This is a genomic window from uncultured Algoriphagus sp., assembly GCF_963974365.1.
Classification (GTDB): Bacteria; Bacteroidota; Bacteroidia; order Cytophagales; family Cyclobacteriaceae; genus Algoriphagus.
On sequence record NZ_CAXBBX010000009.1, the window covers coordinates 21,016 to 47,736 of the forward strand.

Below are 26,721 nucleotides of genomic sequence, written 5' to 3' on the forward strand. Positions count from 1 at the left end.
TTATTTATTTGCAGCAAAAGCATCGATTTCGTCTGACATACTTAATAAGTAGTCGATATCGTCGAAGCCATTTTGCATGTTGTCTTTTTTGTATTCATTGATGTCAAAAGATTCGGATTCTCCAGTGGAGTCCAAAGTAATCTTCTGACTAGGAATGTCTACAGTAATCGTAGTTTCAGGATTTGCAGTGATGGTTTCCAGTAATTTATCGGCAAATTCCGGGGAAACTGTCACTGGCAAAACACCGATATTTAGACAGTTATTTTTGAAGATGTCGGCGAAAAAGCTTGAAACTACACATCTGAACCCGTAATCATACAATGCCCAAACAGCATGTTCCCGGCTGGATCCAGAACCGAAGTTCCTTCCTGAAACCAAGATTTTACCGCTGTAAGTAGGATCGTTCAGGACAAAATCCTTTTTAGGGTTGCCCTCCACATCATATCTCCAGTCACGGAAAAGATTGTCGCCGAAACCTTCACGCTCTGTAGCCTTTAGGAATCGAGCTGGGATGATCTGATCTGTATCCACATTGTCTGTCGGTAATGGAACCGCAGTGCTCGTGAGAACAGTAAATTTATCGTAAGCCATTTTTTAATTAGTTCAAAGGTTGGAAAGTTGGAAAGTTGAATGGTTTGCTCGGTGCAAACAGGTACTTCCCATTTCTGACTTCGTATTTTTAATTTTGAAAAACTTCTCTTGGATCGCAGATTTCACCGGCAATGGCTACTGCTGCTACTGTCAAAGGAGATGCGAGCATGGTTCTTGCCCCTGGTCCTTGACGACCTTCGAAGTTTCTATTAGAAGTAGAGACTGCATATTTTCCAGAAGGAATCTTGTCATCGTTCATGGCTAGGCAAGCAGAACAGCCTGGCTGACGTAGTTCGAATCCAGCTTCTTCCAAGATTTTAACCAAACCTTCTTCATGTGCCATTTTCTCAACTTCGCGAGAACCTGGAACGATCCAAGCGGTAATGTTATCTGCTTTTTTGTGTCCTTTTACATACGATGCCACAGAACGAATATCCTCGATGCGTCCATTGGTACAAGAACCTACGAATACGAAATCAACTTTTTTACCCTCGATAGCTTCACCTGGCTCAAAGCCCATGTAAGCCAAAGACTTCAGGTAAGAAGATTTATTGCTTCCTTCCATGCCTTCAGTGGTAGGAATATTTCCCTTCACTTTGATTCCCATACCCGGATTGGTACCGTAAGTGATCATCGGTTCGATATCCGCAGCATCGAAGTGATATTCCTTATCGAAAACCGCACCTTCGTCTGTTTTCAGAGTTTTCCAGTGAGCAACAGCTTTGTCCCAATCTTCGCCTTTTGGAGCGTATTCTTTCCCTTTCAAGTATTCGAAAGTAGTTTCATCAGGAGCAATCAAACCTCCACGAGCACCCATTTCGATAGACATGTTACACACCGTCATTCTAGCTTCCATAGAAAGACTTTGGATAGCAGATCCTGCATACTCCACAAAGTATCCAGTGGCACCTGCAGCTGAAATCTGCGCGATGACATAGAGTATCAAGTCTTTGGAAGTTACGCCAGGTCCAGCTACGCCATCGATCGTGATTCTCATTTTCTTAGCCTTGGACTGCATGATACATTGCGTAGCCAAAACCATTTCTACCTCGGAAGTACCGATCCCGAAAGCAATTGCTCCGAAAGCGCCGTGGGTAGAAGTATGGCTATCACCACACACGATAGTCATTCCTGGCTGAGTGATACCCAATTCTGGACCAATCACGTGAACAATCCCATGATGAGCAGAACCCAAATCGTGTAGTTCGATGCCGTATTTGGCACAGTTCTCACGAAGTCTTTCTACCTGCATGCGTGAAAGCTTATCCTTAATTGTTTTATCCTGATCGACCGTAGGTACGTTGTGATCAGGTGTTGCAACTGTTCTACTTGGGTTTTTCACCCCTATTCCACGCTTTTCCAAATTTAGAAAAGCGACTGGAGAAGTTACTTCATGGATAAAATGCTTATCGATGAAGAATACATCTGGACCAGCTGGAACGGATTTCACTACGTGAGCATCCCAGATTTTATCAAATAATGTTGTCTTTTCCATAATTATGCGGTCGCGTATTCTTTGACCGGTATTTTATTGAGCGCATCGACAAAAGCCTGAGCTGATGCCAAAACGATGTCTGTATGTGAAGCAAAACCATAGTATGGCTTGTCTCCTTTGATTAATCTCATGTGAACTTTTGCCACATCATCACTACCGTGAGTGATGGCTTGGATTAGGAATTCTTCCAATTCCACGGCTGGTTTAGCTATTTTGTCAATAGCTTTCAGAACTGCATCTACAGGGCCATTTCCGCTTGCAGTAGAAGTATGGGATTCGTCCCCGATTTTCATTTCCACCTGAGCTTGAATTGAGCCATTGGATGAATAAGTGACTTTACCCAATTCAATAAAACTGGAATCAGTCACAAACTTACCAACCAAGCCCATCAGGTCTTTGCGACCGATATCACGCTTACTATCTGCCAAAATCAAGAACTCTTCGTAAACCTCACGAAGTGCTTCCCCTTCCAATTCTACTCCCAAAGCATCCAAGTGATGCTTCAAAGCAGCTCTTCCGGATCTTGCTGTCAAGACGATAGTGGACTCACCGACACCCACATCTTTAGGATCAATGATTTCGTAATTTTCTCTGTGCTTCAAGACACCATCCTGGTGAATTCCAGATGAATGCGCAAATGCATTTCTGCCTACAATAGCCTTATTTGGCTGGACTGGCATATTCATCAATTTGGAAATCAGACGGCTTGTATTGTAAATTCTTGGAGTGACAATTTCAGTGTGTACAGGAATAGATTTGTGGCATTTGATTGCCATCACTACTTCTTCCAAAGAAGTATTTCCCGCACGCTCACCAATACCATTGATAGTTACTTCCACCTGACGCGCTCCATGCTGAACACCTGAAACAGTGTTAGCAGTAGCCATACCAAGGTCATTGTGACAATGTGTAGCAATAATTGCTTTATCAATATTTGGCACATTATTCTTCAAACTAGCGATAATAGCACCGTATTGCTCTGGTAGGGTATATCCTGTAGTATCAGGAATATTCACCACTGTAGCTCCTGCTTTGATCACCTCCTCGATTATTTTATTCAAGAAATCAGGGTCAGCTCTACCGGCATCTTCAGCGTAAAACTCCACATCGTCTACAAACCTTCTAGCAAACTTCACTGCAGCTACACCCCGAGCAATAATATCCTCGGGAGTGGAGCGCAGTTTATATTGAATGTGGTATGGTGAAACACCTATACCCGTGTGAATACGACCTTTTTTAGCGAATTTGAGGGACTGAGCCGCTACTTCAATATCCTTTTCTACAGCTCTGGAGAGGGCACAGATAATCGGGTTAGAAACTGCCTTTGAAATCTCAAGTACAGAATTGAAATCTCCTGGACTTGAAATTGGAAAGCCGGCTTCGATAATATCTACACCTAGTTCTTCCAGCGCTTTTGCTACCACAATTTTCTCCTGGGTATTCAGCTGACACCCGGGTACTTGCTCCCCATCTCTCAGGGTAGTGTCAAATATCCATAGCTTCTCACTCATAATTCTTGGGGGTTTTGTATTAGTTATTTTCTGGTCTCAACTGACGGACGACAGCACCTGCCTGCCACATTTCAGAATCTCTCAATTCTTTCAATTCAGCTTCCAGTTTTACTCGGTAATCTTCTTTAGAGTTAGAGTCAATAGACTTCTGAGCCTCTTGACCAGTTTTTACACTGTTATATAGTTCTTCAAATACAGGCTTAGTAGCATCTCTGAAAGGCTTCCACCAATCCAAAGCACCTCTTTGAGCTGTAGTAGAGCAGTTAGCATACATCCAGTCCATTCCGTTTTCAGCTACCAGTGGCATCAATGACTGCGTCAATTCTTCCACAGTTTCGTTGAATGCTTCAGAAGGAGTGTGACCATTTGATCTCAACACTTCGTACTGAGCTGCAAATATACCCTGAATTGCTCCCATTAGCGTACCTCTTTCGCCAGTCAAATCAGAAGTTACTTCACGATAAAAGTCCGTTTCGAACAAATATCCTGATCCTACACCGATACCAAGTGCAACAACACGATCTTTCGCTTTGCCAGTTCCATCTTGATAAATTGCATAGGATGAGTTCAAGCCTCTACCTTCCACAAACATTCTTCTCAAAGAAGTACCGGATCCTTTAGGTGCTACCAAGATCACGTCTACGTCAGCAGGAGGAACGATACCAGTTTTGTCTTTGTAAGTCACACCGAAGCCGTGAGAGAAATACAACGCTTTGCCTGGAGTAAGGTGTTTCTTTACTGTTGGCCAAAGAGCAATCTGCCCTGCATCAGAAAGTAGAAACTGAAGGATAGTGCCTTTTTCGCATGCTTCTTCCAATTCGAAAAGTGTTTCGCCAGGAACCCAGCCATCAGCTACGGCTTTGTCCCAAGTCTTGGAGCCTTTACGCTGACCTACAATCACGTTGAAACCGTTGTCTTTCAAGTTAAGTGCCTGACCTGGACCTTGTACACCGTAACCCAAAACCGCGATCACTTCGTCTTTGAGTACTTCTCTTGCTTTTTCCAGTGGAAATTCTTCCCTAGTTACTACGTTTTCTTCTGTTGAGCCGAATTTTAATTTCATCTGTTTTTTTATTTATTACTAGTGTTTAATAGGTTCCAGAGGAAGCCTTTTTATTGGTTTATTATTATTTGACAAAACTGTCAATTGTGAGCATTCTCTTTGCTATAGCGACCCTACCTGATCTTGCAAATTCCAGAAGACCATAACCTTTTAAGATCTCAAGTAACTCCTGCGTCTGTTCCTTGTGACCGGTTAGTTCCAACACTACAAAGTCTGGTTCTGCAGCGATGATTTTTGCATTGTGCTGACGAATAATCGTTTCCAATCCACCATCCAACCTCGATACAGGAATCTTATATAAAGCGATCTCCTGATATACAACGCTTTCATCTTCATGGTAAAATGCCTTGATCACATCGATGATTTTCTCAATCTGATTGACCAGCTGGACTACCGTGTCTTCAGATGCAGTCACCTCGATTGTGATTCTGTGAATCCCTTCCAAGCGGCTTTCAGAGGCCGTAAGTGCATCGATATTAATACCTCTACGGGTAAAAATAATGGTGATGCGGTTAAGAATACCGATGAAATTCTCGGTAATAACGAATATGGTATATCGTTTCATTTAGGGTTGGTTTAGCTAAGTCTAACCTCTTCCACTGAACAGCCAGTGGCAATCATTGGGAATACATTGTCTTCTTTTTCCACCACTACTTCGAGGAAATAAGGTCCATCGTGAATCAGCATATCTTCAATCGCTTCCTGCAAATCACCTCGCTCGGTGACTTTTTGAGCTTGAATATTATATGCCTCAGCTATTTTGATAAAATCAGGATTGTCAAGTTCGGTAAATGAATAGCGTTTGTCAAAGAACATTTGCTGCCACTGTCTCACCATTCCAAGGAAATTATTGTTAAGTAACACAATTTTCACTGGAGCCTTGGTCTGCATAATGGTACCCAATTCCTGGATCGTCATCTGAATACCACCATCTCCTACTACACAGATTACCTGCCTGGAGAAATCATACATCTGAGCTCCCAGAGCTGCCGGAAGTGCAAAACCCATAGTTCCTAAGCCACCAGAAGTCACTTGTGTTCGTGGTTTCTTGTAATTGAAATATCTCCAAGATATCATTTGGTGCTGGCCTACGTCAGTTACTAGGATCGCATCATCAGCTTTGTATTTATTAACCTGATGTATTACTTCACCCATGGTCAATCCAGGCTTGGTCGGTGTCAAATCAGGATCGATGACTGTTGCTTTCTCCTGATCCGCCAATTCTTTGAATTTCGCCATCCAATCCGGATAGGTATTTTTCTTAACAGCTTCAGTTAATAACGCCAAGCTATCCTTACAGCTGCCTAGTACAGCAACTTCACATTTTACATTTTTATTGATTTCTGCCGGATCAAGTTCCAAATGGATCACTTTAGCTTGCTTCGCGTATCGCTTCAAATCTCCAGTTACCCGGTCATCGAATCTCATTCCCACCGCGATCAACACGTCGCACTGATTTGTCAATAAATTTGGCGCATAATTCCCATGCATACCAAGTTTACCTACATAGTTGGGATGATCTTCTGACAAAGCTCCAGAACCTAAAAGTGTACAAGCAGCAGGAATACCTGATTTCTCCAAAAAGGCTTTCAATTCTGCTTCAGCTTGACCCAAGACAACTCCCTGACCAAAAAGCACATAAGGTCTTTTGGCCATATTGATCAAGAAAGAAGCTTCCTGAATCGCAGTTTTCTCTACTGGGATATGAGTTTTGTAAGATCTGAATCCAAGACACTTGCTGTAATTGAATTCACCGAAGTTTGTCTGTGCATCCTTTGTGATATCAATCAAAACTGGCCCTGGCCTTCCTGATTTAGCAATATAAAAGCCTTTCGCGATAGCTGGAGCGATATCTTCAACTCTTCTCACTTGGATGTTCCATTTAGTTCCAGGCATGGAAATTCCTACTACATCAGTCTCCTGAAAAGCATCTGTTCCTAACAAATGTGAAGCAACCTGACCGGTAATACATACCAAAGGAGTACTATCGATCTGTGCATCTGCCAGACCAGTAATCAAATTCGTAGCACCAGGGCCTGATGTAGCTATACAGACGCCGACTTTGCCAGAGACTCTGGCATAACCTTGAGCTGCATGGATCGCGCCTTGTTCGTGGCGGGTGAGTACATGCCTCAGCTCATCATGATAATCATGTAATGCGTCGTAAACGGGCATGATTGCCCCTCCGGGATACCCGAAGATTATTTCCGCATTCTCGGCAATGAGTGACCTAACAACGATGTCAGCTCCTCTTATCATTGATTCCTTCATGGGCTTAGAATTTGTCTGTAACGCATCCTTCAGATGCGGTTGAAACTAGTTTGTTGTATTTCTTTAATGTTCCCTGTAATTCAGGCATCTCTTTCTGCTTCCAGGATTTTTTTCTCTCTGCTAATTCTTCATCAGAAACAGCGACGCTGAGCTTGAGCCCGTCTGCGTCAATTGTAATAATATCTCCATTTTGGACGAGTCCAATTGGACCACCTGACCACGCTTCTGGAGTCACGTGTCCGACGACAAAACCGTGCGTACCTCCTGAGAATCTTCCGTCTGTGATCAGCGCCACATCCGATCCCAAACCAGCTCCAATAATCATGGAAGTTGGTTTCAGCATTTCAGGCATTCCGGGCCCACCCTTTGGACCAATATTTCTAATGACGAGCACTTCACCTTTTTGAACTGCATGATCACGAATCGCATCATTTGCTTCTTGCTCAGAATCAAACACGTGCGCAGGGCCGGTAAATGAACTTCCTTCTTTTCCTGTGATTTTTGCTACAGCTCCTTCTGGCGCCAAATTTCCATCAAGTATGCAAAGGTGCCCAGTTGCTTTTATAGGAGTTTCCAAAGGATGAATCACATTCACCATAGAAACGGTTACGGGTTCGATATCTTTTAAATTTTCAGCTACAGTTTCTCCAGTCACCGTAAGGCAATCGCCATGAATGAAGCCGTTTTGCAACATGTACTTCATAAATGCAGGAACTCCACCTTGCTCATGAAGATCTTCCATCATGAATTTACCTGATGGCTTGAAGTCACCGATCATTGGAGTCTTAGCATTGATCGCTTTGAAGTCCTCAATCGTAAAGTCAACGCCAGCAGTTCTCGCTATCGCAATGATATGCATCACCGCATTGGTACTTCCACCCAGTGCAATTGCAACAGTGACAGCATTCTCTATACTTTTTCTGGTGACGATATCACTTGGTTTGATATCCTTTTCCAAAAGGATCCTCATGTATTTATTGACATCTCTGCATTCCTGAAGTTTCTCAGGAGAGTTTGCCGGATTGGATGCCGAATAAGGCAAAGACATTCCTAGCGCTTCGATGGCCGATGACATGGTATTGGCAGTGTACATTCCTCCACAAGCACCAGCACCCGGACAAGCATTACGGATTACGCCGTCATAATCTTCGTCCGAGATATTTCCGTTCACTCGTTTGCCAAAAGCTTCGAAAGCGGAAACGATATTCAGTTTTTCTCCTTTATAATTACCTGAAGCTATAGTGCCACCATACACCATAATAGAAGGTCTGTCTATACGAAGCATTCCCATCACAGCGCCTGGCATATTCTTGTCGCAACCAGCCACTGCCACACAGCCGTCGAAAGAGTGCCCAAGAATAAAAGACTCAATGGAATCCGCAATTATCTCCCTAGACACCAAGGAATAGCGCATTCCTAGCGTCCCCATAGAAGTTCCGTCAGAAATCCCAATGGTATTAAAAACCAAACCGGTCAGATCATGGTCTTGAGAAGACTCCTTGATCAGACCGGCAAAGTCGTTCAGGTGCATATTGCAGGGGTTACTTTCATAGCCACAACTGGCCACCCCTACAAAAGGCTGTTTCATCTTTTTATCACTCATCCCAGTGGCATACAACATTGCCATTCCTGCCGGATGCTCAGGATTGTCACTTATCTCCCAACTGTATTTTTTCAGGGTCATATTTTAACGGGTATAAAAAAAAGTGCCTCAGCTTAGTGAGGCACTTTAGATGTTTTTTATTTCATTATAAATAATAGTCTAGTGCCTCACATTAAAATCTAATGAGAATAATGACGCTTAGCAAAATGACTACTTTATACATACTATTTTTCGAGACTTCCCCCAACTCTATGTTGAAGTGTAGGACAAACTTAAAACCGAATTTTGAGACTTACAATATTTAATTTTACAATTTTCATCTATCCCAGTTGAAAAATGTATGCAAAATTTATTTTTTCAAAATATAAAATTTCAAAACCCTCACTTTGCCCCTGTATTTCAGCAAATGATTTGTTGAAAATTTCGATTTTCAAAATTTTGTACTGATTTCCGATTTCTTCAATATTTATCAAAAGTTATTCTCTTTTTTTTAATAAGAAAAATGATATATCATAATTACTTCAATAAATGCTAAATTTTTTACCGAATTCTCAATAAAGGAAAAGTCTTTACCCTCTGAAATTTATTCTAATTTTGACCAAACGTAAATTCCAATGATTTCATTTCCAAACGCTAAGATTAACCTAGGGCTTCACATTACCTCCAAAAGAAAAGATGGATACCATGATATTGAGACCTGTATGATCCCAATTCCGCTTTCTGATGCCCTGGAAATGATTATTGAAAATAAGAAAACAACTTTCGAAAGCTCTGGTCTCAACATTCCCGGCGAAACAAAGGATAATCTTATTCTCAAGGCCTATCAGCTATTAAAGAAGGACTTCCCTAATCTGCCTCACTTAAGTATTCATCTGCACAAAAATATCCCGATGGGAGCTGGCCTTGGGGGAGGATCTGCAGATGCAGCATTTGCTTTGACCTTAATGAATAATCTTTTTGATCTGATTCTTGATGATTTCTTTTTGGAAGAATATGCTGCGCAACTTGGAAGTGATTGTGCATTTTTCATTGAAAACACACCAAAAATTGCGACTGGGAGAGGCGAAATTCTGGAACCTATAGCGCTAAATTTGAAAGGAACTCATTTGGTTTTAATAAATCCTGGAATTCATATCGGCACCAAAGAAGCCTACGCTGGTGTCACTCCAAGTACACCAAAAGTGAAACTCGAAGAAGTTCTGGCTGATAAGAGACGATGGAAAGATGAACTTGTAAATGACTTTGAAGCGAGCATATTCCCCAATCATCCCGAAATTGCGAGGATAAAAGATAAACTGTATGAAAATGGGGCTTATTACGCAGCTATGTCCGGCTCAGGTTCTTCTGTTTTTGGCTTATTTGAGGAAAAACCAACTCAAATTGATTGGGACAACAAGCTCTTTGTATTTGAAAGTCAGCTGGTATAGCACTGTATTCTAAACAATTACGTCTTCGAAGCAAGTCAAAAACTAGACTCTATTAATCAAGTAAAGCGCTTCAATAAGGCTTTTTCAAAAGCTAAAAAGCAAGACCATAATAAAGCAAATTCTGATTTTAGTGATCAGGACTTTAAGAGAAAGCTATATGTTATCTCATTTGACCAAGCTACAGATCAAAAGAATGTGGTATCAATCGCGGATGAAGGTCTGGATAATTATCTAAGGCAAATAGATGATCCCGATGAATAATTCACCCCAGTGGCCGTACTGGTTTCCTCCTTTTATTCAAGTAATTCAGAACAGGGTAAGTAAGCACCGATACCAGGATTATCGCCGTCCCTACATAAAATTGAGGAGTCATTTTTTCGCTTTCCCCAAAAATCAATACAGCCAGAATAATACCGTAAACAGGTTCTAAGTTAACAGTCAAATTGATTGAAAAAACTGAAAGTCTCTTCATCAATTCTACAGAAACTGAGAATGCGTAAACGGTGCAAATTCCTCCTAGGATAAATAGCCAAAACCAATCGTAACCTACCCAAGTAAGCTGCAAACCTCCTTCTGTCATGAAGCTGGAATAGATCGGCATAAAGAGTAGTGTAAACAAGCAAGCACCTGCCATTTCGAAGAAAGTGATCTGATAAGGATTGTGCTTGTGGGCTAGCTTACCATTTAAGACTGAGAAAACAGCTGCCAAAAATGATGAGGCTAAAGCCATACTTAACCCAAGCCAATAACCTGTCTCGAAACTGAAAATCACCAACAGGCCAGAAATCACCATCAAACCGAGTCCTACTTCATACCATTTGATTTTAGTGCGATTGAACAAGGGTTCCACGAATGCAGTCCAAAGTGAAGTAGTCGCCATCCCAGCTAAGCATACTGAAGCTGTAGAAACACGAGCTGACCAGAAAAATAAAATCCAGTGCATCGCTATCACAAAGCCAACTCCAGTGACTTTTATCATATCAGGTAATGGCATCAGCAGATTTTTCTTTTTCAGTAAGAAAAGACCAGCGACACCTATAGAAGCAATCAAGGTTCTATAAAACACCAGCTCAATCGCAGGCAAGCTAATGAGTAAACCCAGAATAGCAGTAAAGCCCCAAATGAGTACTATCAAATGAAGCATCAAGTAATCCTTGATCGTTGCGTTCATCTAGCGGGGGACAGTCTTATAAAGCAGTAGACCTGTGGCTCCAAAAATGATATTAGGAAGCCAGACAGCGAAAATTGGATACGTTGCCCCATTTTCGGCAAAGGTCCGGGAAAGGATAAACAAAATGATGTATACAAATGCGAGCAAAAAACCCATAGCAATCTGAAAACCCGAACCTCCACGAGTTTTTCGGGCGGACATGATCACACCTATAAAGGTTAAGATTATCGCAGCAAAAGGAGACATGAATCGTACATATCGTTCAATTTTATAAAACCCGACATTATCCGCACCGCGTTCTTCCAAGATCTTAATTTGCCTTCCCAATTCAGGAAGTTTCAACGTCTCTTGATGTTTTTCCGGCAAGTTAAAATCCTCCGGACGAATGGAAAGTACCGTATCCAGAGCCTCTCCAGACGTGTAATCTTCGCCATGCTCATTGAGTACTCGGAGTTTCCACTTATTCAAAGTCCAAACCTGTTTGGCTGTATCCCACTCAATGTTATCTGCAGATAGCTTCGCTAGCATCTCTCCATCTTTGATCGTCTCCAAAGTAAAAAAATACCCTGTGTTTCCTGTTTTATAAAATCGGCTGATGTAGGCAAGGGAATTCGCTCCCACTTGAAGATGGACATTGGATTCGGAGGAGGTTACCTCTTTGTCTAGATAGTTCATCCTGAATTTGGTCACTCCTTCAGTCGCTCCTGGCAATACCCATCCATTTAATAAAAAACTAGCTCCACCAATCATGCTAGCAGCAAAAAGGAATGGCCTCAGCATCCTCATGAAACTCACACCGCTACTTAATATTGCGATTATTTCCGTTCTGCCGGCCATTTTGGAAGTGATGAAAATAACCGATATAAAAACTGTAATCGGGGTCAAGAGATTATTCAAATACAAGCCATAATTCGCCATGTACTTAAATATTTCTCTCGAAGGAACATCATTCCTGATGTAGGTGTCGTTCTTTTCGGTAAAATCTAAAACTAAGACAACAAGAACTAACATGACCACTACGAAAAAGTAGGTCTTGAGAAAATCCTTGATGATCAGTTTATCGAGTAGCTTCATGATTACAGTCTGGTGCTCACTTTTTTCACCATTTGATCTTTCCAAACGGCAAAATCACCTGCTAGGATATGTTCTCTAGCTTGGCCCACTAGCCAAAGATAAAAACTTAGGTTATGAATACTTGCAATTTGCGCAGCCAAAATCTCCTTGCTGATCGTCAAATGCCTTAAATAGGCTTTAGAATAGAAAGTACTTACATATCCGCCGATAGCTGGGTCTATTCCTGTGAAATCTTCCTTCCACTTTTCATTTCTGATATTGATGAATCCCTCTGAGGTGAAAAGCATGCCATTTCGTGCATTTCGTGTAGGCATCACACAATCAAACATGTCAACCCCAAGTGCAATGCATTCAAGAATATTTGCTGGAGTCCCAACTCCCATTAAGTAACGAGGTTTATCCTGAGGCAAAATATCTGTCACCAACTCAGTCATCTCGTACATCATTTCTGCAGGCTCCCCTACGGAAAGCCCGCCAATAGCATTTCCTTGCTGATTGGTAGAGGCAATGAATTCTGCACTTTGCTTACGCAAATCCTTGTATACTGAGCCTTGCACAATCGGAAAAAGCGCTTGACTATAACCATATTTCCCTTCAGTCTCATCAAATCTTTCAATGCAACGAGTCAACCAACGATGGGTCATCTCCATGGAATTTCGAGCATAGCCATATTCACATGGGTAAGGCGTACATTCATCAAACGCCATAACGATATCAGCACCTATAGTCCGTTGAATATCCATGACATTTTCTGGAGTGAAGTGATGCTTTGAGCCATCGATGTGTGATTTAAACATCACGCCATCTTCCTTGATTTTGCGGGTGCCGGATAGCGAAAAAACCTGATACCCTCCGCTATCTGTCAAGATTGGTTTCTGCCAGCCGTTGAATTTGTGCAACCCACCAGCCTTTTCCAGCACGTCGAGCCCCGGTCTCAGGTACAAATGATAGGTGTTTCCAAGGATGATTTGAGCTTTGATATCCTGATCCAATTCCCGCTGATGAACTGCCTTGACAGAACCAGCAGTCCCTACAGGCATAAAAATAGGTGTTTGAATCTCGCCATGGTCAGTTTTCACTACACCTGCTCTGGCTTTACTTTTGGAATCTTGATGGGCTAAGGTAAACTTCATATAGATAATTGGTTGCTGGTGAGACATTCTACATATTGTCCCGTTCAGCCTACAAAAATATACGCTTATTCTTAAACGGTTTGCTGAATTTGATTTTATATTTGCGCAGCAAAAGCGACCTATGGGCCTATTTTTACTTTGGTTTTTCTTCGGTGTTGGAATACTTATCCAAGCAAGTTACCTCTTGGTTATTTTTGGAAAAGCTGCCTTTTACTCTGGCAACAAGTCACAATCTACAGCTAAAAATGAAGAGGGAGTGACTGTAGTCATTTGTGCTCACAATGAGTTTTCAAACCTCAAAACCCTCATTCCTAAGCTCTTCGAACAGGACTACCCTGTATTCGATGTCATGATCGTGAACGACAGATCTTCGGATCGTACCAAAAGACTTTTGGAGAAAATGATGGAGAGTTATCCTAAACTTCGATCTGTCACCATCAAGTACACACCGCCTCACGTCACTGCCAAAAAATATGCCTTAACGCTCGGTATCAAAGTAGCCAAATATGACGTCCTACTTTTGACAGATGCAGATTGCCTACCAGAAACCGACCAATGGATCAGAAAAATGACTGATCCGGTGAGAAATCAAGACAAAACATTTGCTGTGGGATTTTCTGGATATGAACAAAAGCCAGGCTTTTTGAATAATTGGATTCAATTTGAAACTTTGCTTACAGGCCTTTACTACATTTCATTTGGACTTTGGAAAAAACCCTTTATGGCCATCGGTAGAAATCTCTGCTATCGTAAAAGCTTTTTCATGGAGGTGAAAGCTTTCAAAAACTTATGGCATATAGAAGGTGGTGATGACGACCTTTTTGTCAACCTCTACACAAATGGAAGAAATACAGAAATTGTATTGGATCCAGCAGCGAACACTATTTCTAAACCAAAAGAAAATCGAAAAGACTATTTTATCCAGAAGAAAAGACACCTTCATGCTGGCAAATATTACGATGCAGCAGATAAGAGAAAGATTGGATTATACTCCTTTTCCCATGCATTATTCTGGCTTAGCGGGTTTGGATTACTTATTTATGCCGGAATAGCTCAAAGCTGGGAACATTTTTCCGTTGTTTTCGGTATTATCCTATTAAGGTCTTTTCTTGTAACGCTAATATTCAAAGCTGCTGAGAAAAAGATCCAAGGAACTAAACCTCCGAAAAATATCTGGATGCTTGACTTCTTGTATTTAGGTTATTTTTGGATTTTAGGCACCATTTCCCACCAGGCAAAAGACATCCAATGGAAATAAACGAACGCGGTTTTTCTAAGAAAGCACTCGAGGACTTTGAGCTGATCGATCAGGCAGTAAATCATGAAGATCAGCAAGCCTTCGCCTCTTTGATGAAGCGCTATAAAAAGGCCGTTTATTACATGATATTGAAAATGATCCGAGATGCAGATGATGCAGAGGATCTTACGATGGAGGCTTTTGCCAAGGCATTCAAGAACCTGCATCGTTTCAAAAAAGACTACACGTTTTCTACATGGCTTTTTCGTATCGCTACCAATAATACCATTGATTTCATCCGGAAGAAAAAGCTCAAGACGATGAGTTTGAATACTACGATGTCTGATGATGGAGGAAATTCGGTTACTATCGACGTGGAAGACGATGACAATAATCCTCAGGACGAATTCATCCGTACCCAGCGGATCGAGATGGTTCGAATTTTTGTCGACAAACTACCTGCGAAATACCGCAAGCTTGTACAGCTACGCTATTTCGACGAGCTTTCGTATGAGGAAATCGCTCAGGAGCTTGAAAAACCACTTGGAACTGTGAAGGCACAACTTCATAGATCTAGAGAATTACTTTACGAAATTGCCTCAGGCAAAGAAAAACACATTTGATGAATTCAGGCACCCAGCTCATCCAGTCTTATTTCCCTGATCTTACAGAAGGTCAGCTTTCACAATTTGACAAACTTCAGGAGCTATATGAGGATTGGAATTCAAAAATCAACGTCATTTCCCGTAAGGACATGGAGCAATTCTATGTGCATCATGTCCTTCATTCCCTTGGGATAGTAAAGGTGATGCCTTTCGAGCCTGGGACGAAGATATTAGATATCGGTACTGGTGGTGGATTTCCAGGAATTCCTTTGGCGATTATGTTTCCTGAGACTCATTTTCATCTGGTAGATTCTATCGGGAAAAAGATCACTGTGGTCAAAGATGTGGTCAAACAATTGAAGCTGACAAACGTGGAAGCACAGCAAGCTAGAGCAGAGCAGCTTGTCCGTAAATATGACTTTGTAATCAGTCGGGCGGTTACCCGAATGATCAATTTTTACCCTTGGGTGAAAAACAAAATCCGTAAGGAAGATATCAACGAATATCCAAATGGAATTCTTTACTTGAAGGGGGGAGAAGTGGATGAGGAAATGGAAGAATTAGGGAAATCTTACGTGGTATATCACTTGGAAGACTACTTCAAAGAAGAATTTTTCGAGACCAAAAAAGTGATTTACATGCCTTGGGAGGATAAAAGGTAAATTGGTTGTTGGGTGCTGGAAGTCGGATGAACTATGAAAAAGCTCTCAATAATGCACTTTAGAAAATACACTTTTTTACAATAAATGTATCTTCAAAGATACAACTATCTGTATATATTGTATCTTTGAAGATACAATGAAAGAGCTAATTCGAAGATATCAAAGCTTAATTACGGGAATTGATCTGAAATTCGAGCGTTCCCTTTTGACTAAAATCAACTGGGATGCTCGTGCTATAGGTATAAAAGGTGCGCGTGGAACTGGAAAATCAACCCTATTGCTTCAGCACCTCAAGGCTTCAAATTATGGCGAAAAGGCTATATATTTCTCACTCGATGATCTGTATTTCAAAAACTCCACACTCCTAGAAACTGGGGAAAGCTTCTATAGAGCAGGTGGTAGAAAGCTTTTTTTAGATGAAGTTCACAAGTACCCCGACTGGCATCGGGAAGTGAAAAACTTATACGATTTCTACCCTGATCTTCAACTGGCCTTTTCAGGCTCATCGATTCTTGAACTTCAAAAATCGAGTGTTGATCTAAGTCGAAGAGTTCTTTTTTATGAGCTCACTGCTTTATCCTTCAGTGAATTTCTCAAATTAAAATATGGCTTTGATTTGCCTGCTTACACTTTCGAAGAAATCCAAAGCAACCATATAGAGATAGCAAGGAGCATAAAACAACTACTTGAATCTCCGCTCCCCTATTTCCAAGAATTCCTGTCATACGGATCCTATCCTTTTTTCAATGAAGGCCTTGAAGAATATAGCTACAGATTACAACAAATACTTAATTTCATAATCGATTATGATCTTCCTGAAGCAAAGGACATATCGGTCAGTACACAGAACAAACTAAAAAAACTTCTTTATGTGATTTCTGAATTGGTTCCTTTTACGCCAAATGTGTCTAAGCTCGCAACACAAATAGAAACAACACGTCCCATTCTACTTGAAATGCTTCATATATTGGAAGAAGCTAGGCTAATACGCAATCTAAGGTCTGCAACGAAAGGAATCAGTCTGATGAATAAGCCAGAAAAAATACTACTCTCAAATGCAAATCTAGTTAAATCACTATCCGAAAAGGGCTGGAACTCTGGAAACATCAGAGAAACCTTTGCACTCGATCAACTTCAGAATGCTGGCTTAACTATCACCCATCCTTCAAAAGGTGACTTTTTGCTTAATGAAGAAGTTCTATTAGAAATTGGAGGAAAAAACAAAGCTTTAACCCAAGTAGCTCACCATGAAAATCACTTCGTTTTTTCGGATGAATTAGAAATAGGCTGGGGAAAGCAGATCCCACTTTATTTGTTAGGGTTCTTATATTAAGAGTGAGCGTTTCGCTCCACTTTTTAGAAGATTAAGTTTTACAATTTCAAAATAGAGATTCAGCCTGACTCTAAAGAAGCAGTACATTTACTATATCCTGTGCTTTCCTTTGCGCAAACCTCCGTGTTCATCGTAGTATAAAAAACTTTCGCAAAATTCCCCGACAATTACCTCCGCTTCACTTGCCTCCTTTCGGAGATTAGCCCTAATTTGAAGTCTCAATTACCCAAGCTGTATGTATTTAATTTTTGATACGGAGACCACCGGTCTTCCTCGCGATTACAATGCTCCTATGTCCGATGTGGACAATTGGCCAAGACTGGTTCAGCTGGCCTGGCAACTGCATGATGCAAATGGAAATCTAATTTCAAATCATAATTACATCATCCGACCGGAAGGATTTACCATTCCTTACAATGCGGAAAAAGTCCATGGAATTTCTACCAAGCGCGCCTTAGCAGAGGGTCATGACCTGAAGCAAATCCTTGGGATTTTTGAAGGTGATGTGAAGCAAGCCAAGTATTTGGTTGGACACAATGTGGAGTTTGATGTCAATGTAACCGGTTCGGAATATTACCGCGCAGAAGCCACCATGCCGCTGACTGCGCAGCAACTTGATACAAAAGATATATCAACTGATTTCTGTGCACTTCCTGGCGGTCGAGGTGGCAAATATAAATGGCCAACACTTACTGAACTCCACCAAAAACTTTTCGGCAAAGGCTTCGGTGACGCACACGATGCTGCCTATGATGTGGATGCTACTGCACGCTGTTTCTTTGGGTTGATTAATCAAGGCGTCCAAGCTCCAGAAGCTGGAATTTCCATCGCTGAAGTCATCTACGAAGCTCCGAAATTAGAGGAAGCAAACTTTGCGCAAGCAAAAGACGCGCAAAAGGCTGCTGCTAAAGATGTCCTGAAGCAAGCCGGCAAAGCTGACATCTCGGACCTTACCGACATTCCATTCACACACTTGCATGTGCACAGTCAATACTCGGTACTTCAGGCAACTTGTGAGATTCCTGCGATGATAGCACGGGCAAAAGAGTTGGGAATGCCTGCAATTGCAATGACCGATCACGGAAATATGATGGGTGCTTTCCACTTTGTAAAAGAAGCGTTAGGCAAAGACATTAAACCAATTTTAGGTTGCGAATTCAACCTGTGTCGAGACAGAAAAAACAAATCAAATAAGGATGATGGCTATCAAACTGTCCTTCTTGCAAAAAATAAAGCAGGCTATCACAACTTGGCAAAACTAGCCTCCTACGCCAATATCGAAGGATTTTACTATTTACCCAGAATCGACAAGGAGCTTTTGGTCCAATACAAAGGAGACCTCATCGCAACAACCGGCGGGCTTTGGGGAGAGATTCCTTTTTTGATTTTGAACGTCGGCGAAACACAAGCTGAGGAAGCTTTCGTCTGGTATAAAGAGCAGTTTGGAGAAGACTTCTATGTGGAGCTCAATCGACATGGAATACCAGAAGAGGAAAAAGTGAATGAAGTGCTCTTGGAATTTGCGAAGAAGTATGACGTGAAGTATTTCGCAGCAAACAATTCCTATTACAGTGAAAAAACTGATGCAAAAGCGCACGATGTATTGCTTTGTGTGAAAGACGGTGAGCTTTACGACAAGCCAAAAAAATACATTGGAAAGCGTGGAAGAGAATTCCGCTATGGCTTCCCAAATGATGAATTCTACATCAAGACTCCCGATGAGATGAAAAAGCTCTTCGCGGATTTGCCGGAAGCCATCGAGTGTACCAATGAGATTACCGAGAAAATCGAAACCTATAAATTAGCCAGAGAAGTACTTCTTCCAGCTTTTGAGATCCCTGATGAATTCAAACATGCAGAAGATGAAGTGGACGGCGGAAAACGAGGAGAAAATGCCTTCTTAAGACATCTGACTTACGAAGGAGCAAAAAAACGCTACCCTGAAATCACACCAAAGATAACAGAACGTCTGGATTTTGAATTGGCGACAATTGAGAATACAGGATATCCAGGCTACTTCCTGATTGTTCAGGATTTTATTGTTGAGGCTAGAAAAATGGGTGTATCTGTAGGCCCTGGCCGTGGATCTGCAGCTGGTTCTGCTGTTGCTTATTGCACAGGTATCACTAACATAGACCCCATAGCATACAATCTACTTTTTGAGAGATTCCTGAATCCGGATCGAGTTTCGCTTCCCGATATTGATATTGACTTTGACGATGAAGGCCGGGGTTCCGTGATCGATTATGTGATCAAAAAATACGGTTCCAATCAAGTTGCACAAATCATCACCTATGGTACTATGGCAGCTAAGTCCGCCATCCGTGATACAGCACGAGTTTTAAATTTACCTCTTCCTGAAGCTGGAAGACTTGCCGGTTTGGTACCAGATATCAAGCTAAAAGCGCTGTTTGGCTTAGCTGGAAATCGGGCTGCACTTTCTGATAAGCTAAAAGGGCAAGGTGAAATGATCGCCAAAGCAGACGAATTGATCCGGATTTCCAAAGGACAGGATGATTCTGCGAAAACGATCAATCAGGCAACCATGCTCGAAGGTTCTGTTCGAAACCTTGGAATCCATGCCTGTGGTGTCATCATTACGCCCGCAGATATTACGAATTATGTACCGGTAGCACTAGCGAAGGATTCTGACATGGTTTGTACGCAGTTTGATAACTCCGTAGTAGAATCTGCAGGACTGTTGAAGATGGACTTTTTGGGTCTAAAAACCCTGACACTGATTAAAACCGCCGTTCGGATTGTAAAAGAACGTCACGGAATCGAGTTGGATGCGGACCATTTCCCAATTGACGATGCTAAAACCTACGAGCTTTTCCAACGTGGTGAAACCGTCGGTATTTTCCAGTATGAATCTGCCGGAATGCAGAAATACATGCGCGAACTAAAACCTACGGTTTTTGCAGATTTGATTGCTATGAATGCCTTGTATAGACCGGGGCCTTTGGCATATATCCCTTCTTTTATTAAAAGAAAGCATGGAACTGAAGCGATCGAATATGATCTGGACGACATGCAGGAATACTTGGAGGAAACATACGGAATTACAGTTTACCAAGAACAAGTGATGCTTTTGTCCCAAAAACTTGCTGGATTCACTAAAGGTGAGGCGGATGTTTTGCGTAAGGCGATGGGTAAAAAGCAGAAAGATGTACTCGACAAAATGAAACCGAAGTTTGTCGAGCAGGCTTCGGCAAAAGGTCATGATGCAAAGAAACTTTCAAAGATTTGGACTGACTGGGAAGCATTTGCATCCTATGCATTTAACAAATCCCACTCAACTTGCTATGCATGGATCGCTTATCAAACGGCGTATCTAAAAGCTCATTACCCAGCCGAATATCTTGCTTCCGTACTGAGCAACAACATGAATGACATCACTCAGGTGACGTTTTTCATGGAGGAATGTAAGCGTGCCGGAATCCCAGTTTTAGGGCCGGATGTGAATGAATCCAAAAATGGATTTACCGTAAACCAGGCTGGGGAAATCCGATTCGGAATGGCTGCAATCAAAGGGGCTGGCTCGGCAGCAGTCGATGCGATTATTGAAGAGCGAGAGAAAAACGGACCTTATAAAAACATCTTTGACTTTGCAAAGCGGGTAAGTTCCAAGGCTTTGAATAAGAAAACAATGGAAGCCCTAGCGATGGCTGGTGGATTTGATTGCTTTCCACAGCATCATAGAAGACAATATTTAGAAGCTGCAGATGGAGATTTGAATTTGATCGAGAAAGCGACAAAGTATGCTCAAAAAGTCCAGCAGGAAGAAGAAAGCAATCAGGTTAGTCTTTTCGGCGGAGGTGCAGGAAATATGGAAGTACCACTTCCAACCATTGCACCGATGGAGCCTTTTACCCAATTGCAGCAATTAAACATCGAAAAAGAAGTGGTTGGACTTTATATTTCTGGTCACCCACTCGACCAATTCCGATTGGAAATTGAGTCGTTCACCAATGCTTCTTTGCCTGATCTAAATGATTTGGAAAGTTTGAAAAGTAAAAGCGATATCAAATTGGCTGGATCAGTTTCAACATTTGCACACCGTACCACCAAAAATGGAAAGCCCTTTGGCACGCTAACTCTGGAAGATTATCAGGGAGCATTTACTTTTTTCCTATTTGGAGATGATTACGTGAGGTTCAAAGAATACTTTATGCCAGGCTGGTTTTTGTTCATCAGCGGGACGGTTGCAGGTAAGCGCTGGGCGGAGAATGAGCTGGAATTTAAAATTAGTAGCATCACTTTGCTGGACGAGATCCGTGGCAAAATGGTAAAGGGACTTCGTGTGAACATAGATCTGGATGATCTCACACTGGATTTGATGGAAAAACTGCAGGCAATTTCCGAGAAGTATAAGGGAGATGCCAAGCTTTACTTTGATGTGATTGACCGTAAGGAAAATATTGCGCTGGAGCTTTTCTCGAAGAGATTCTCCATCAATCCAAGTTCAGAAATGATTACTGAATTAAAGCAAATTCCTGAGGTGATGTATAAGGTGGTTTAAAAAGTAAGACCGATGTTTGATGACCGATGACCGGTGTCCACATTAAGGTTTACCTCAGTGATTTCAATTCAAAACTACTCTCAATTAGATATAGGAAAGAAATTAAAACCATTACAATCATCGTTTTTGTCAATCATTCATTGACAAAAAAATTAAATCCCTCGGAACTTATTAATACGCTATTGGCTTTTGCACATATATTTGAAATTTAGAAATCAAAAACCAAACATACAATGTCAAAAGCAATAGAAATTACTGACGCAAACTTTGAAGAAATCATCAAATCTGAGCAGCCAATCCTAGTGGATTTTTGGGCTGAGTGGTGCGGACCTTGTAAAATGATCGGTCCAGTGGTGGAAGAACTAGCTGGAGATTATGATGGCAAAGCTGTCGTAGGTAAAGTAGACGTGGATGCAAATCCAGGTGTAGCTCAAGCGTTCGGAATCAGATCTATCCCAACACTCCTATTCTTCAAAGGTGGAGAAATCGTAGACAAGCAGGTTGGAGCAGTTCCAAAATCTGTTTTATCTCAAAAACTAGATGCTCAACTTTAATTAGTTGACTATATTACTTTCAGAGCCGCAAGGAAATCCTTGCGGCTTTTTTTATCTTCAAACTTTATGGCGGAGCAATTAATTTCTTTAGATGAGTTTTGGAGTTTGAGAGATCAGATTCCAGTGATCGATGCCCGTAGCGAAAAAGAATTTGATCAAAGCCATATACCAGGCTCTTTTAACATTCCCATTCTTAATAATACAGAGCGAATTCAAGTTGGAACACTTTATAAAGAACGAGGCCCTGAAGAAGCAACTATCAAAGGGTTCGAATTAGTGGGACCTAGGTTTCATTTAATCCTAAAAGACGTCCTTAAGCGCTTTCCTGAGAAAAAAATAATCATCTACTGTTGGCGTGGTGGAATGCGAAGTCATATTCTTGCTTGGCTATTAGGTATGGTTGGCTTTGAAATATTCCGCCTTATTGGAGGTTATAAAACCTATAGAACTTATACATTTGATTTAGTCAGAAAAGACTGGAATCTTATTGTGCTAGGAGGAAAAACAGGGACTGGTAAAACAAGGTTGCTTAAAAAGCTTCAGGATTCCGGAGAGCAAATCATCGATCTGGAAAGACTTGCTAATCACAAAGGATCTTCCTTTGGGGCTATTGGACAGCCAGCACAGCCTTCAGTAGAACAGTTTGAAAATATATTTGCGGAAACTTTACAAAGCCTCAATCCTGCAAAACCAAGTTGGGTAGAAAATGAAAGCCGAAAAATCGGAAGATTGATTCTCCCTGACAATTTCTACCAACAAATGCTAGCCTCTCCGTTCATAGATATTTATAAGACAGAGAAAGAGCGAATCAATTTGATAGTCAAGGAATACGCGAGTTTACCTCAGGACGATTTAATTCTGGCTGTATTACGAATCAAAAAGAGGCTTGGAGGCTTAAGAACCTCGCAAGCGATACAGGCAATTGTGGAAGGGAACCACTCAGATTGGATCTCAAATATGCTGATCTATTATGACAAGGCTTACAATTTTGATCTTGATAAACACGCTGTTGGAAAAACGATCCAATTAGACCTTTCGGGTATCGACGAGGACACATCTACCAAAAAACTACTAGAAGCAAAATCTCAATTGTATGGAAAATACACCGACTCGACTGACTGAATGGAGTGAAGGCTCTGGCTGCGGATGCAAAATTGCACCGGCAATATTAGACCAAATACTAAGTTCAAGTGGCTCATTTACTCAATCAGACCCAAAACTTTTGGTTGGAAATTCAGGAAAGGATGACGCTGCAGTATATCAAGTTTCAGAAGATTTAGCTGTTATAAATACAGTTGATTTTTTCACTCCGATCGTGGACGATCCTTATGATTTTGGAAGAATTGCTGCGGCAAATGCACTTTCAGATGTTTATGCGATGGGTGGTAAACCAATTTTTGCAAATGCTATACTCAGTTGGCCGGTGGAAAAGCTAGCGCCAGAACTTGCAGCTAAAGTTATGGAAGGTGCGAAAAATATTTGCAAAACGGCAGGTATTGAATTGGCTGGTGGGCATTCCATTGCTGCAAAAGATCCAATTTTTGGCCTTTCAGTAAACGGGGTTGTCCATCCCCACAAAATCAAAAAGAATCAAGGTGCTAAAGTTGGAGACATCATTTACCTGACAAAACCTCTCGGAGTTGGGGTTTTAGCCACTGCACTAAAGCGTCAAAAGATATCTGACAAAGATTACCTGAGCTTGCTTGATACCGCTTGTAGATTGAATTCAATTGGAGAAATAATTGGCAATCATGAGGAAGTACATGCCATGACGGATGTGACTGGTTTCGGCTTACTTGGCCATTTGATAGAAATGTGTGAAGGATCAGAACTTTCAGCAGAAATCGATCTCTTTCGTTTGCCAATGATAGAAGGGGTACAAGAATACATCAACCAGTTTATTTTCCCTGACAATACCTATCGCAATTGGAATGCCTACAGCGCAAAGACGATAGGTGTGGTAGGAATGGACTTGGTCAAACTTTGTGATCCACAAACAAGTGGAGGACTGATGCTAGCCGTAGACCCTGAAAATAAGTCATGGTTTGAAAATTCTATGAAGCAGCAAAATCAGGTTATTTGGGAAATTGGCAGCTTCACAGAAAGAAATGAGCATGTGGTGGAAGTAAAGCAATAAGATAGATTTTAGTTTCTTATCTTAATGTGAAACAATCTAACCCAATCATGTTAAGCCTAAAAAACCTCATCACTGTATTCCTACTGTCCTTTTCCATTTCGCTTTACGCTCAGCAGGCGCCAGAAGGAACAACAAGCGAACTTGTGATCCTAAACGTTAAAACAGGAGAGCGGAAAACAGTCTTAAAAGAAATCAGACATTTTGAAGCTCCAAATTGGTCGAGGGACGGGAAGTTTTTACTTATTAATTCCGGAGGTCATTTAGAGCGAGTTGATTTAGACGGAAATAAATTAGGGCAAATTCAGCCTGATAAAATCACTCGTGCAAACAATGACCACGGACTAAGCTTTGACGGAAAACTACTTGTCATCAGCAAAAGTGATGAGGGTACAAGTTCCCGCATCTATACCATGCCGTTGGCAGGTGGTGAACCCAAATTAATTACACCAAATTACCCAAGCTACTGGCATGGAATCAGTCCTGACGGCAAAACTTTGGTCTATTGCGCCGAGCGAGAGGGTGCATGGGATATTTATGCTATCCCAACTGCTGGAGGAACTGAGAAGAGAATTACCACAGCTGAGGGTCTTGATGATGGTCCAGAGTATTCCTATGACGGAAAATGGATCTATTTTAATTCCAACCGAACTGGAAGAATGCATGCTTACAGAATGAAGCCTGATGGATCTGGTGCAGAGCAACTCACAGATGATTCGATGGACAATTGGTTTCCACACCCATCTCCGGATAATAAATCAGCAGTAATTATTTCCTACTTGGAAGATCAAAAAGGTTCTCATCCTTTTGGTAAAGATGTTAAGCTCCGTCTGCTGGATGTAGAAACAAAAGAAATCAAAGATTTAACTCCTGTATTCTACGGAGGTCAAGGCACGATCAATGTTCATAGTTGGTCACCGGATGGAGACTGGATCTCATTTGTAGTTTATCACAAACCTTGATCAAATAAGTGGAGACACCCCTCCCGACACCATAAATTTCATCACATCAGAACTTTTCACGCCTATTAGCGGAGTCACCTTTTCCTTGGGCACCAAGAATACATTCCCAGAGACGTTGTAGCTATGAGGGAAGTAAACAGCTACCATGTCAGGCTCACCAACGATCGACATATCCTCTTGGGTAATGAAGCCCAATCGGATAAATGTATCACTAAGCTGAACTTTGACCGGGGATGAAAATTTCTTTTTGTCACCCACAAAAGCTCCCATCAGATCTTTGATACTGGTATAGATCAAATTCACCAAAGGGATCTTGATCAGTCCCCTTTCAAACCAATCAAAAATAGGTTTTGCAAAGAAGAGACTGGCGAGATATCCTACGAAAGTGATCAAAGCCAATACCATTAAGATTCCAATTCCAGGTAAAGGCACTGGAATTAAGTTATCTAGAAAAAGAATGGTTTGATAGATAATATAAAGTGTAACTGCTATCGGGGTAATGAAAAGCAACCCTCTTAGGAAATAAGAAATTACGCGCTTGTAGGTAAATGACATGGCTAGAAAATGAAAATCCTGATTATTACTCAATAATAATCAGGATTTGTACTTGAAGATATTTTATGTCTGATTTTCTGTCAGATTAATCTGGTAGGACTCTCACTTTTACACTTTTGTAATAGATTACAGACTTAGGATCGTGCGCCTGGAGAGCAATGGTACCGTGATCAACTTTTTTAGTACCTAGATCACCTTTACGGTTTTCATCTTTGGACTGATCGTATACATTGACTGTTTCACCGTTGATTTTCACAGTTACTACATCTCCTTGTACGATGATATGCTCAGTGTACCATTCGCCATCTTTTACATAGACATCTTTCACGTCTTGGAAAGAATAGACACTACCTGTTTTTCTCCAATCAGAATGGCTTTGGTTCACCTGAATTTCATAACCAACATTTGGCCAGCCATCTTCTTGGTATTCTGTATGAATAAAAATACCTGAATTAGCTCCTGGCATTGTTTTCACTTCAGCAATTACTTCAAAGTTATTGAAGTCGTGATTTGCAACATCACCATTGTAAAAAGCATGTCCACGTGGACCAGCTACTTTAATCACTCCATCTTCCACTTGGAAAGATTGGGACTTTTCAGATATTTTCCAGCCATCAAGGTTTTTACCATTGAATAGTTCAATCCAATCTCCGCTGCTTTGCGCGGTAGCCGAAAATGTAAGTGCTAAAAAGCAGCAGAATGCTAATAGGGTTCTCATAAGAGTCAGGGTTATTGAATAAATAAGTTTTCAGGTGAAAAGTTACGAGCTAATTGATAAAAATCAATTACCGCTAAAAACAAAAGCTCCGAGATACTAT

Annotated in this window: 22 protein-coding genes; 10 read left to right on the forward strand and 12 right to left on the reverse strand. The window is 41.3% G+C overall.

The genetic code is table 11. The features are described 5' to 3' along the window. From leuD to ilvD, 7 genes are all read right to left on the reverse strand, one after another. Positions 1–591: a 3-isopropylmalate dehydratase small subunit gene (gene leuD, locus AACZ87_RS13000; protein WP_339867774.1), complete on the reverse strand. Its 591-nt coding sequence runs from the start codon at positions 589–591 to the stop codon at positions 1–3. 88 nt (positions 592–679) lie between these two features. Then, complete coding sequence (gene leuC / locus AACZ87_RS13005) at positions 680–2,086, reverse strand: 3-isopropylmalate dehydratase large subunit (protein WP_339867776.1); 1,407 nt, start codon at positions 2,084–2,086, stop codon at positions 680–682. 2 nt (positions 2,087–2,088) lie between these two features. Continuing rightward, positions 2,089–3,597 carry a 2-isopropylmalate synthase gene (locus AACZ87_RS13010; RefSeq protein WP_339867778.1) on the reverse strand — a complete coding sequence of 503 codons (1,509 nt, stop codon included), beginning with the start codon at positions 3,595–3,597 and terminating at the stop codon, positions 2,089–2,091. Positions 3,598–3,616: 19 nt separating this feature from the next. Beyond that, positions 3,617–4,660: a ketol-acid reductoisomerase gene (gene ilvC, locus AACZ87_RS13015; protein WP_310105755.1), complete on the reverse strand. Its 1,044-nt coding sequence runs from the start codon at positions 4,658–4,660 to the stop codon at positions 3,617–3,619. Between the two features lie 64 nt (positions 4,661–4,724). Beyond that, positions 4,725–5,225 carry an acetolactate synthase small subunit gene (gene ilvN, locus AACZ87_RS13020; RefSeq protein WP_339867783.1) on the reverse strand — a complete coding sequence of 167 codons (501 nt, stop codon included), beginning with the start codon at positions 5,223–5,225 and terminating at the stop codon, positions 4,725–4,727. Between the two features lie 11 nt (positions 5,226–5,236). Further along, positions 5,237–6,931, reverse strand: a complete 1,695-nt coding sequence (ilvB, locus tag AACZ87_RS13025; RefSeq protein ID WP_339867785.1) for a biosynthetic-type acetolactate synthase large subunit — start codon at positions 6,929–6,931, stop codon at positions 5,237–5,239. Positions 6,932–6,935: 4 nt separating this feature from the next. Then, positions 6,936–8,615: a dihydroxy-acid dehydratase gene (ilvD, locus tag AACZ87_RS13030; protein ID WP_339867787.1), complete on the reverse strand. Its 1,680-nt coding sequence runs from the start codon at positions 8,613–8,615 to the stop codon at positions 6,936–6,938. A 533-nt stretch (positions 8,616–9,148) separates the two neighbouring features. Here ilvD and ispE point away from each other — a divergent pair. Then, positions 9,149–9,961, forward strand: a complete 813-nt coding sequence (gene ispE, locus AACZ87_RS13035; RefSeq protein WP_339867789.1) for a 4-(cytidine 5'-diphospho)-2-C-methyl-D-erythritol kinase — start codon at positions 9,149–9,151, stop codon at positions 9,959–9,961. A gap of 262 nt (positions 9,962–10,223) precedes the next feature. Here the strand turns inward: ispE and AACZ87_RS13040 are convergent, their stop codons facing one another. Genes AACZ87_RS13040 through tgt form a run of 3 tightly spaced genes read right to left on the reverse strand, consistent with a single transcriptional unit; the run spans position 10,224 to position 13,339 of the window. Continuing rightward, complete coding sequence (locus AACZ87_RS13040; RefSeq protein ID WP_339867792.1) at positions 10,224–11,132, reverse strand: DMT family transporter; 909 nt, start codon at positions 11,130–11,132, stop codon at positions 10,224–10,226. Then, complete coding sequence (locus AACZ87_RS13045) at positions 11,133–12,206, reverse strand: LptF/LptG family permease (RefSeq protein WP_339867794.1); 1,074 nt, start codon at positions 12,204–12,206, stop codon at positions 11,133–11,135. Positions 12,207–12,208: 2 nt separating this feature from the next. Beyond that, positions 12,209–13,339 (reverse strand): tRNA guanosine(34) transglycosylase Tgt, encoded by a 1,131-nt coding sequence (tgt, locus tag AACZ87_RS13050; RefSeq protein ID WP_339867795.1) that lies wholly within the window; start codon positions 13,337–13,339, stop codon positions 12,209–12,211. A gap of 121 nt (positions 13,340–13,460) precedes the next feature. Between tgt and AACZ87_RS13055 the strand changes: the two genes are divergently transcribed. The 9 genes from AACZ87_RS13055 (at position 13,461) to AACZ87_RS13095 (ending at position 25,348) form a co-directional block, all read left to right on the forward strand. After that, positions 13,461–14,597: a glycosyltransferase gene (locus tag AACZ87_RS13055; RefSeq protein ID WP_339867797.1), complete on the forward strand. Its 1,137-nt coding sequence runs from the start codon at positions 13,461–13,463 to the stop codon at positions 14,595–14,597. Then, the gene (locus AACZ87_RS13060; RefSeq protein ID WP_339867799.1) at positions 14,588–15,199 is read left to right on the forward strand and encodes a sigma-70 family RNA polymerase sigma factor; all 612 of its coding nucleotides are present in this window, start codon (positions 14,588–14,590) and stop codon (positions 15,197–15,199) included. Before AACZ87_RS13055 ends, AACZ87_RS13060 begins: the two co-directional genes overlap by 10 nt. After that, the gene (gene rsmG / locus AACZ87_RS13065) at positions 15,199–15,843 is read left to right on the forward strand and encodes a 16S rRNA (guanine(527)-N(7))-methyltransferase RsmG (protein WP_339867801.1); all 645 of its coding nucleotides are present in this window, start codon (positions 15,199–15,201) and stop codon (positions 15,841–15,843) included. The genes AACZ87_RS13060 and rsmG overlap by 1 nt, the downstream gene beginning before the upstream one ends. Positions 15,844–15,979: 136 nt before the next feature. Continuing rightward, on the forward strand, positions 15,980–17,176 hold the full coding sequence (locus AACZ87_RS13070; RefSeq protein WP_339867802.1) for an AAA family ATPase: 1,197 nt from the start codon (positions 15,980–15,982) through the stop codon (positions 17,174–17,176). A 235-nt stretch (positions 17,177–17,411) separates the two neighbouring features. Further along, positions 17,412–21,698, forward strand: coding sequence for a DNA polymerase III subunit alpha (gene dnaE, locus AACZ87_RS13075; RefSeq protein ID WP_339867803.1), 4,287 nt, complete (start codon positions 17,412–17,414; stop codon positions 21,696–21,698). A 233-nt stretch (positions 21,699–21,931) separates the two neighbouring features. After that, the gene (gene trxA / locus AACZ87_RS13080; protein WP_111612532.1) at positions 21,932–22,252 is read left to right on the forward strand and encodes a thioredoxin; all 321 of its coding nucleotides are present in this window, start codon (positions 21,932–21,934) and stop codon (positions 22,250–22,252) included. Between the two features lie 66 nt (positions 22,253–22,318). Beyond that, complete coding sequence (gene mnmH, locus AACZ87_RS13085; RefSeq protein WP_339867805.1) at positions 22,319–23,374, forward strand: tRNA 2-selenouridine(34) synthase MnmH; 1,056 nt, start codon at positions 22,319–22,321, stop codon at positions 23,372–23,374. Further along, positions 23,346–24,389 (forward strand): selenide, water dikinase SelD, encoded by a 1,044-nt coding sequence (gene selD / locus AACZ87_RS13090; RefSeq protein ID WP_339867806.1) that lies wholly within the window; start codon positions 23,346–23,348, stop codon positions 24,387–24,389. The genes mnmH and selD overlap by 29 nt, the downstream gene beginning before the upstream one ends. A 47-nt stretch (positions 24,390–24,436) precedes the next feature. Then, entirely contained in the window at positions 24,437–25,348 is a 912-nt protein-coding gene (locus tag AACZ87_RS13095; protein ID WP_339867807.1) for a transporter, read from the forward strand. Here the strand turns inward: AACZ87_RS13095 and AACZ87_RS13100 are convergent, their stop codons facing one another. Further along, complete coding sequence (locus AACZ87_RS13100; protein WP_339868102.1) at positions 25,349–25,903, reverse strand: DUF502 domain-containing protein; 555 nt, start codon at positions 25,901–25,903, stop codon at positions 25,349–25,351. It lies immediately after the preceding gene. Between the two features lie 85 nt (positions 25,904–25,988). Continuing rightward, complete coding sequence (locus AACZ87_RS13105; RefSeq protein ID WP_339867809.1) at positions 25,989–26,621, reverse strand: DUF1080 domain-containing protein; 633 nt, start codon at positions 26,619–26,621, stop codon at positions 25,989–25,991. Positions 26,622–26,721: the final 100 nt, after the last annotated feature.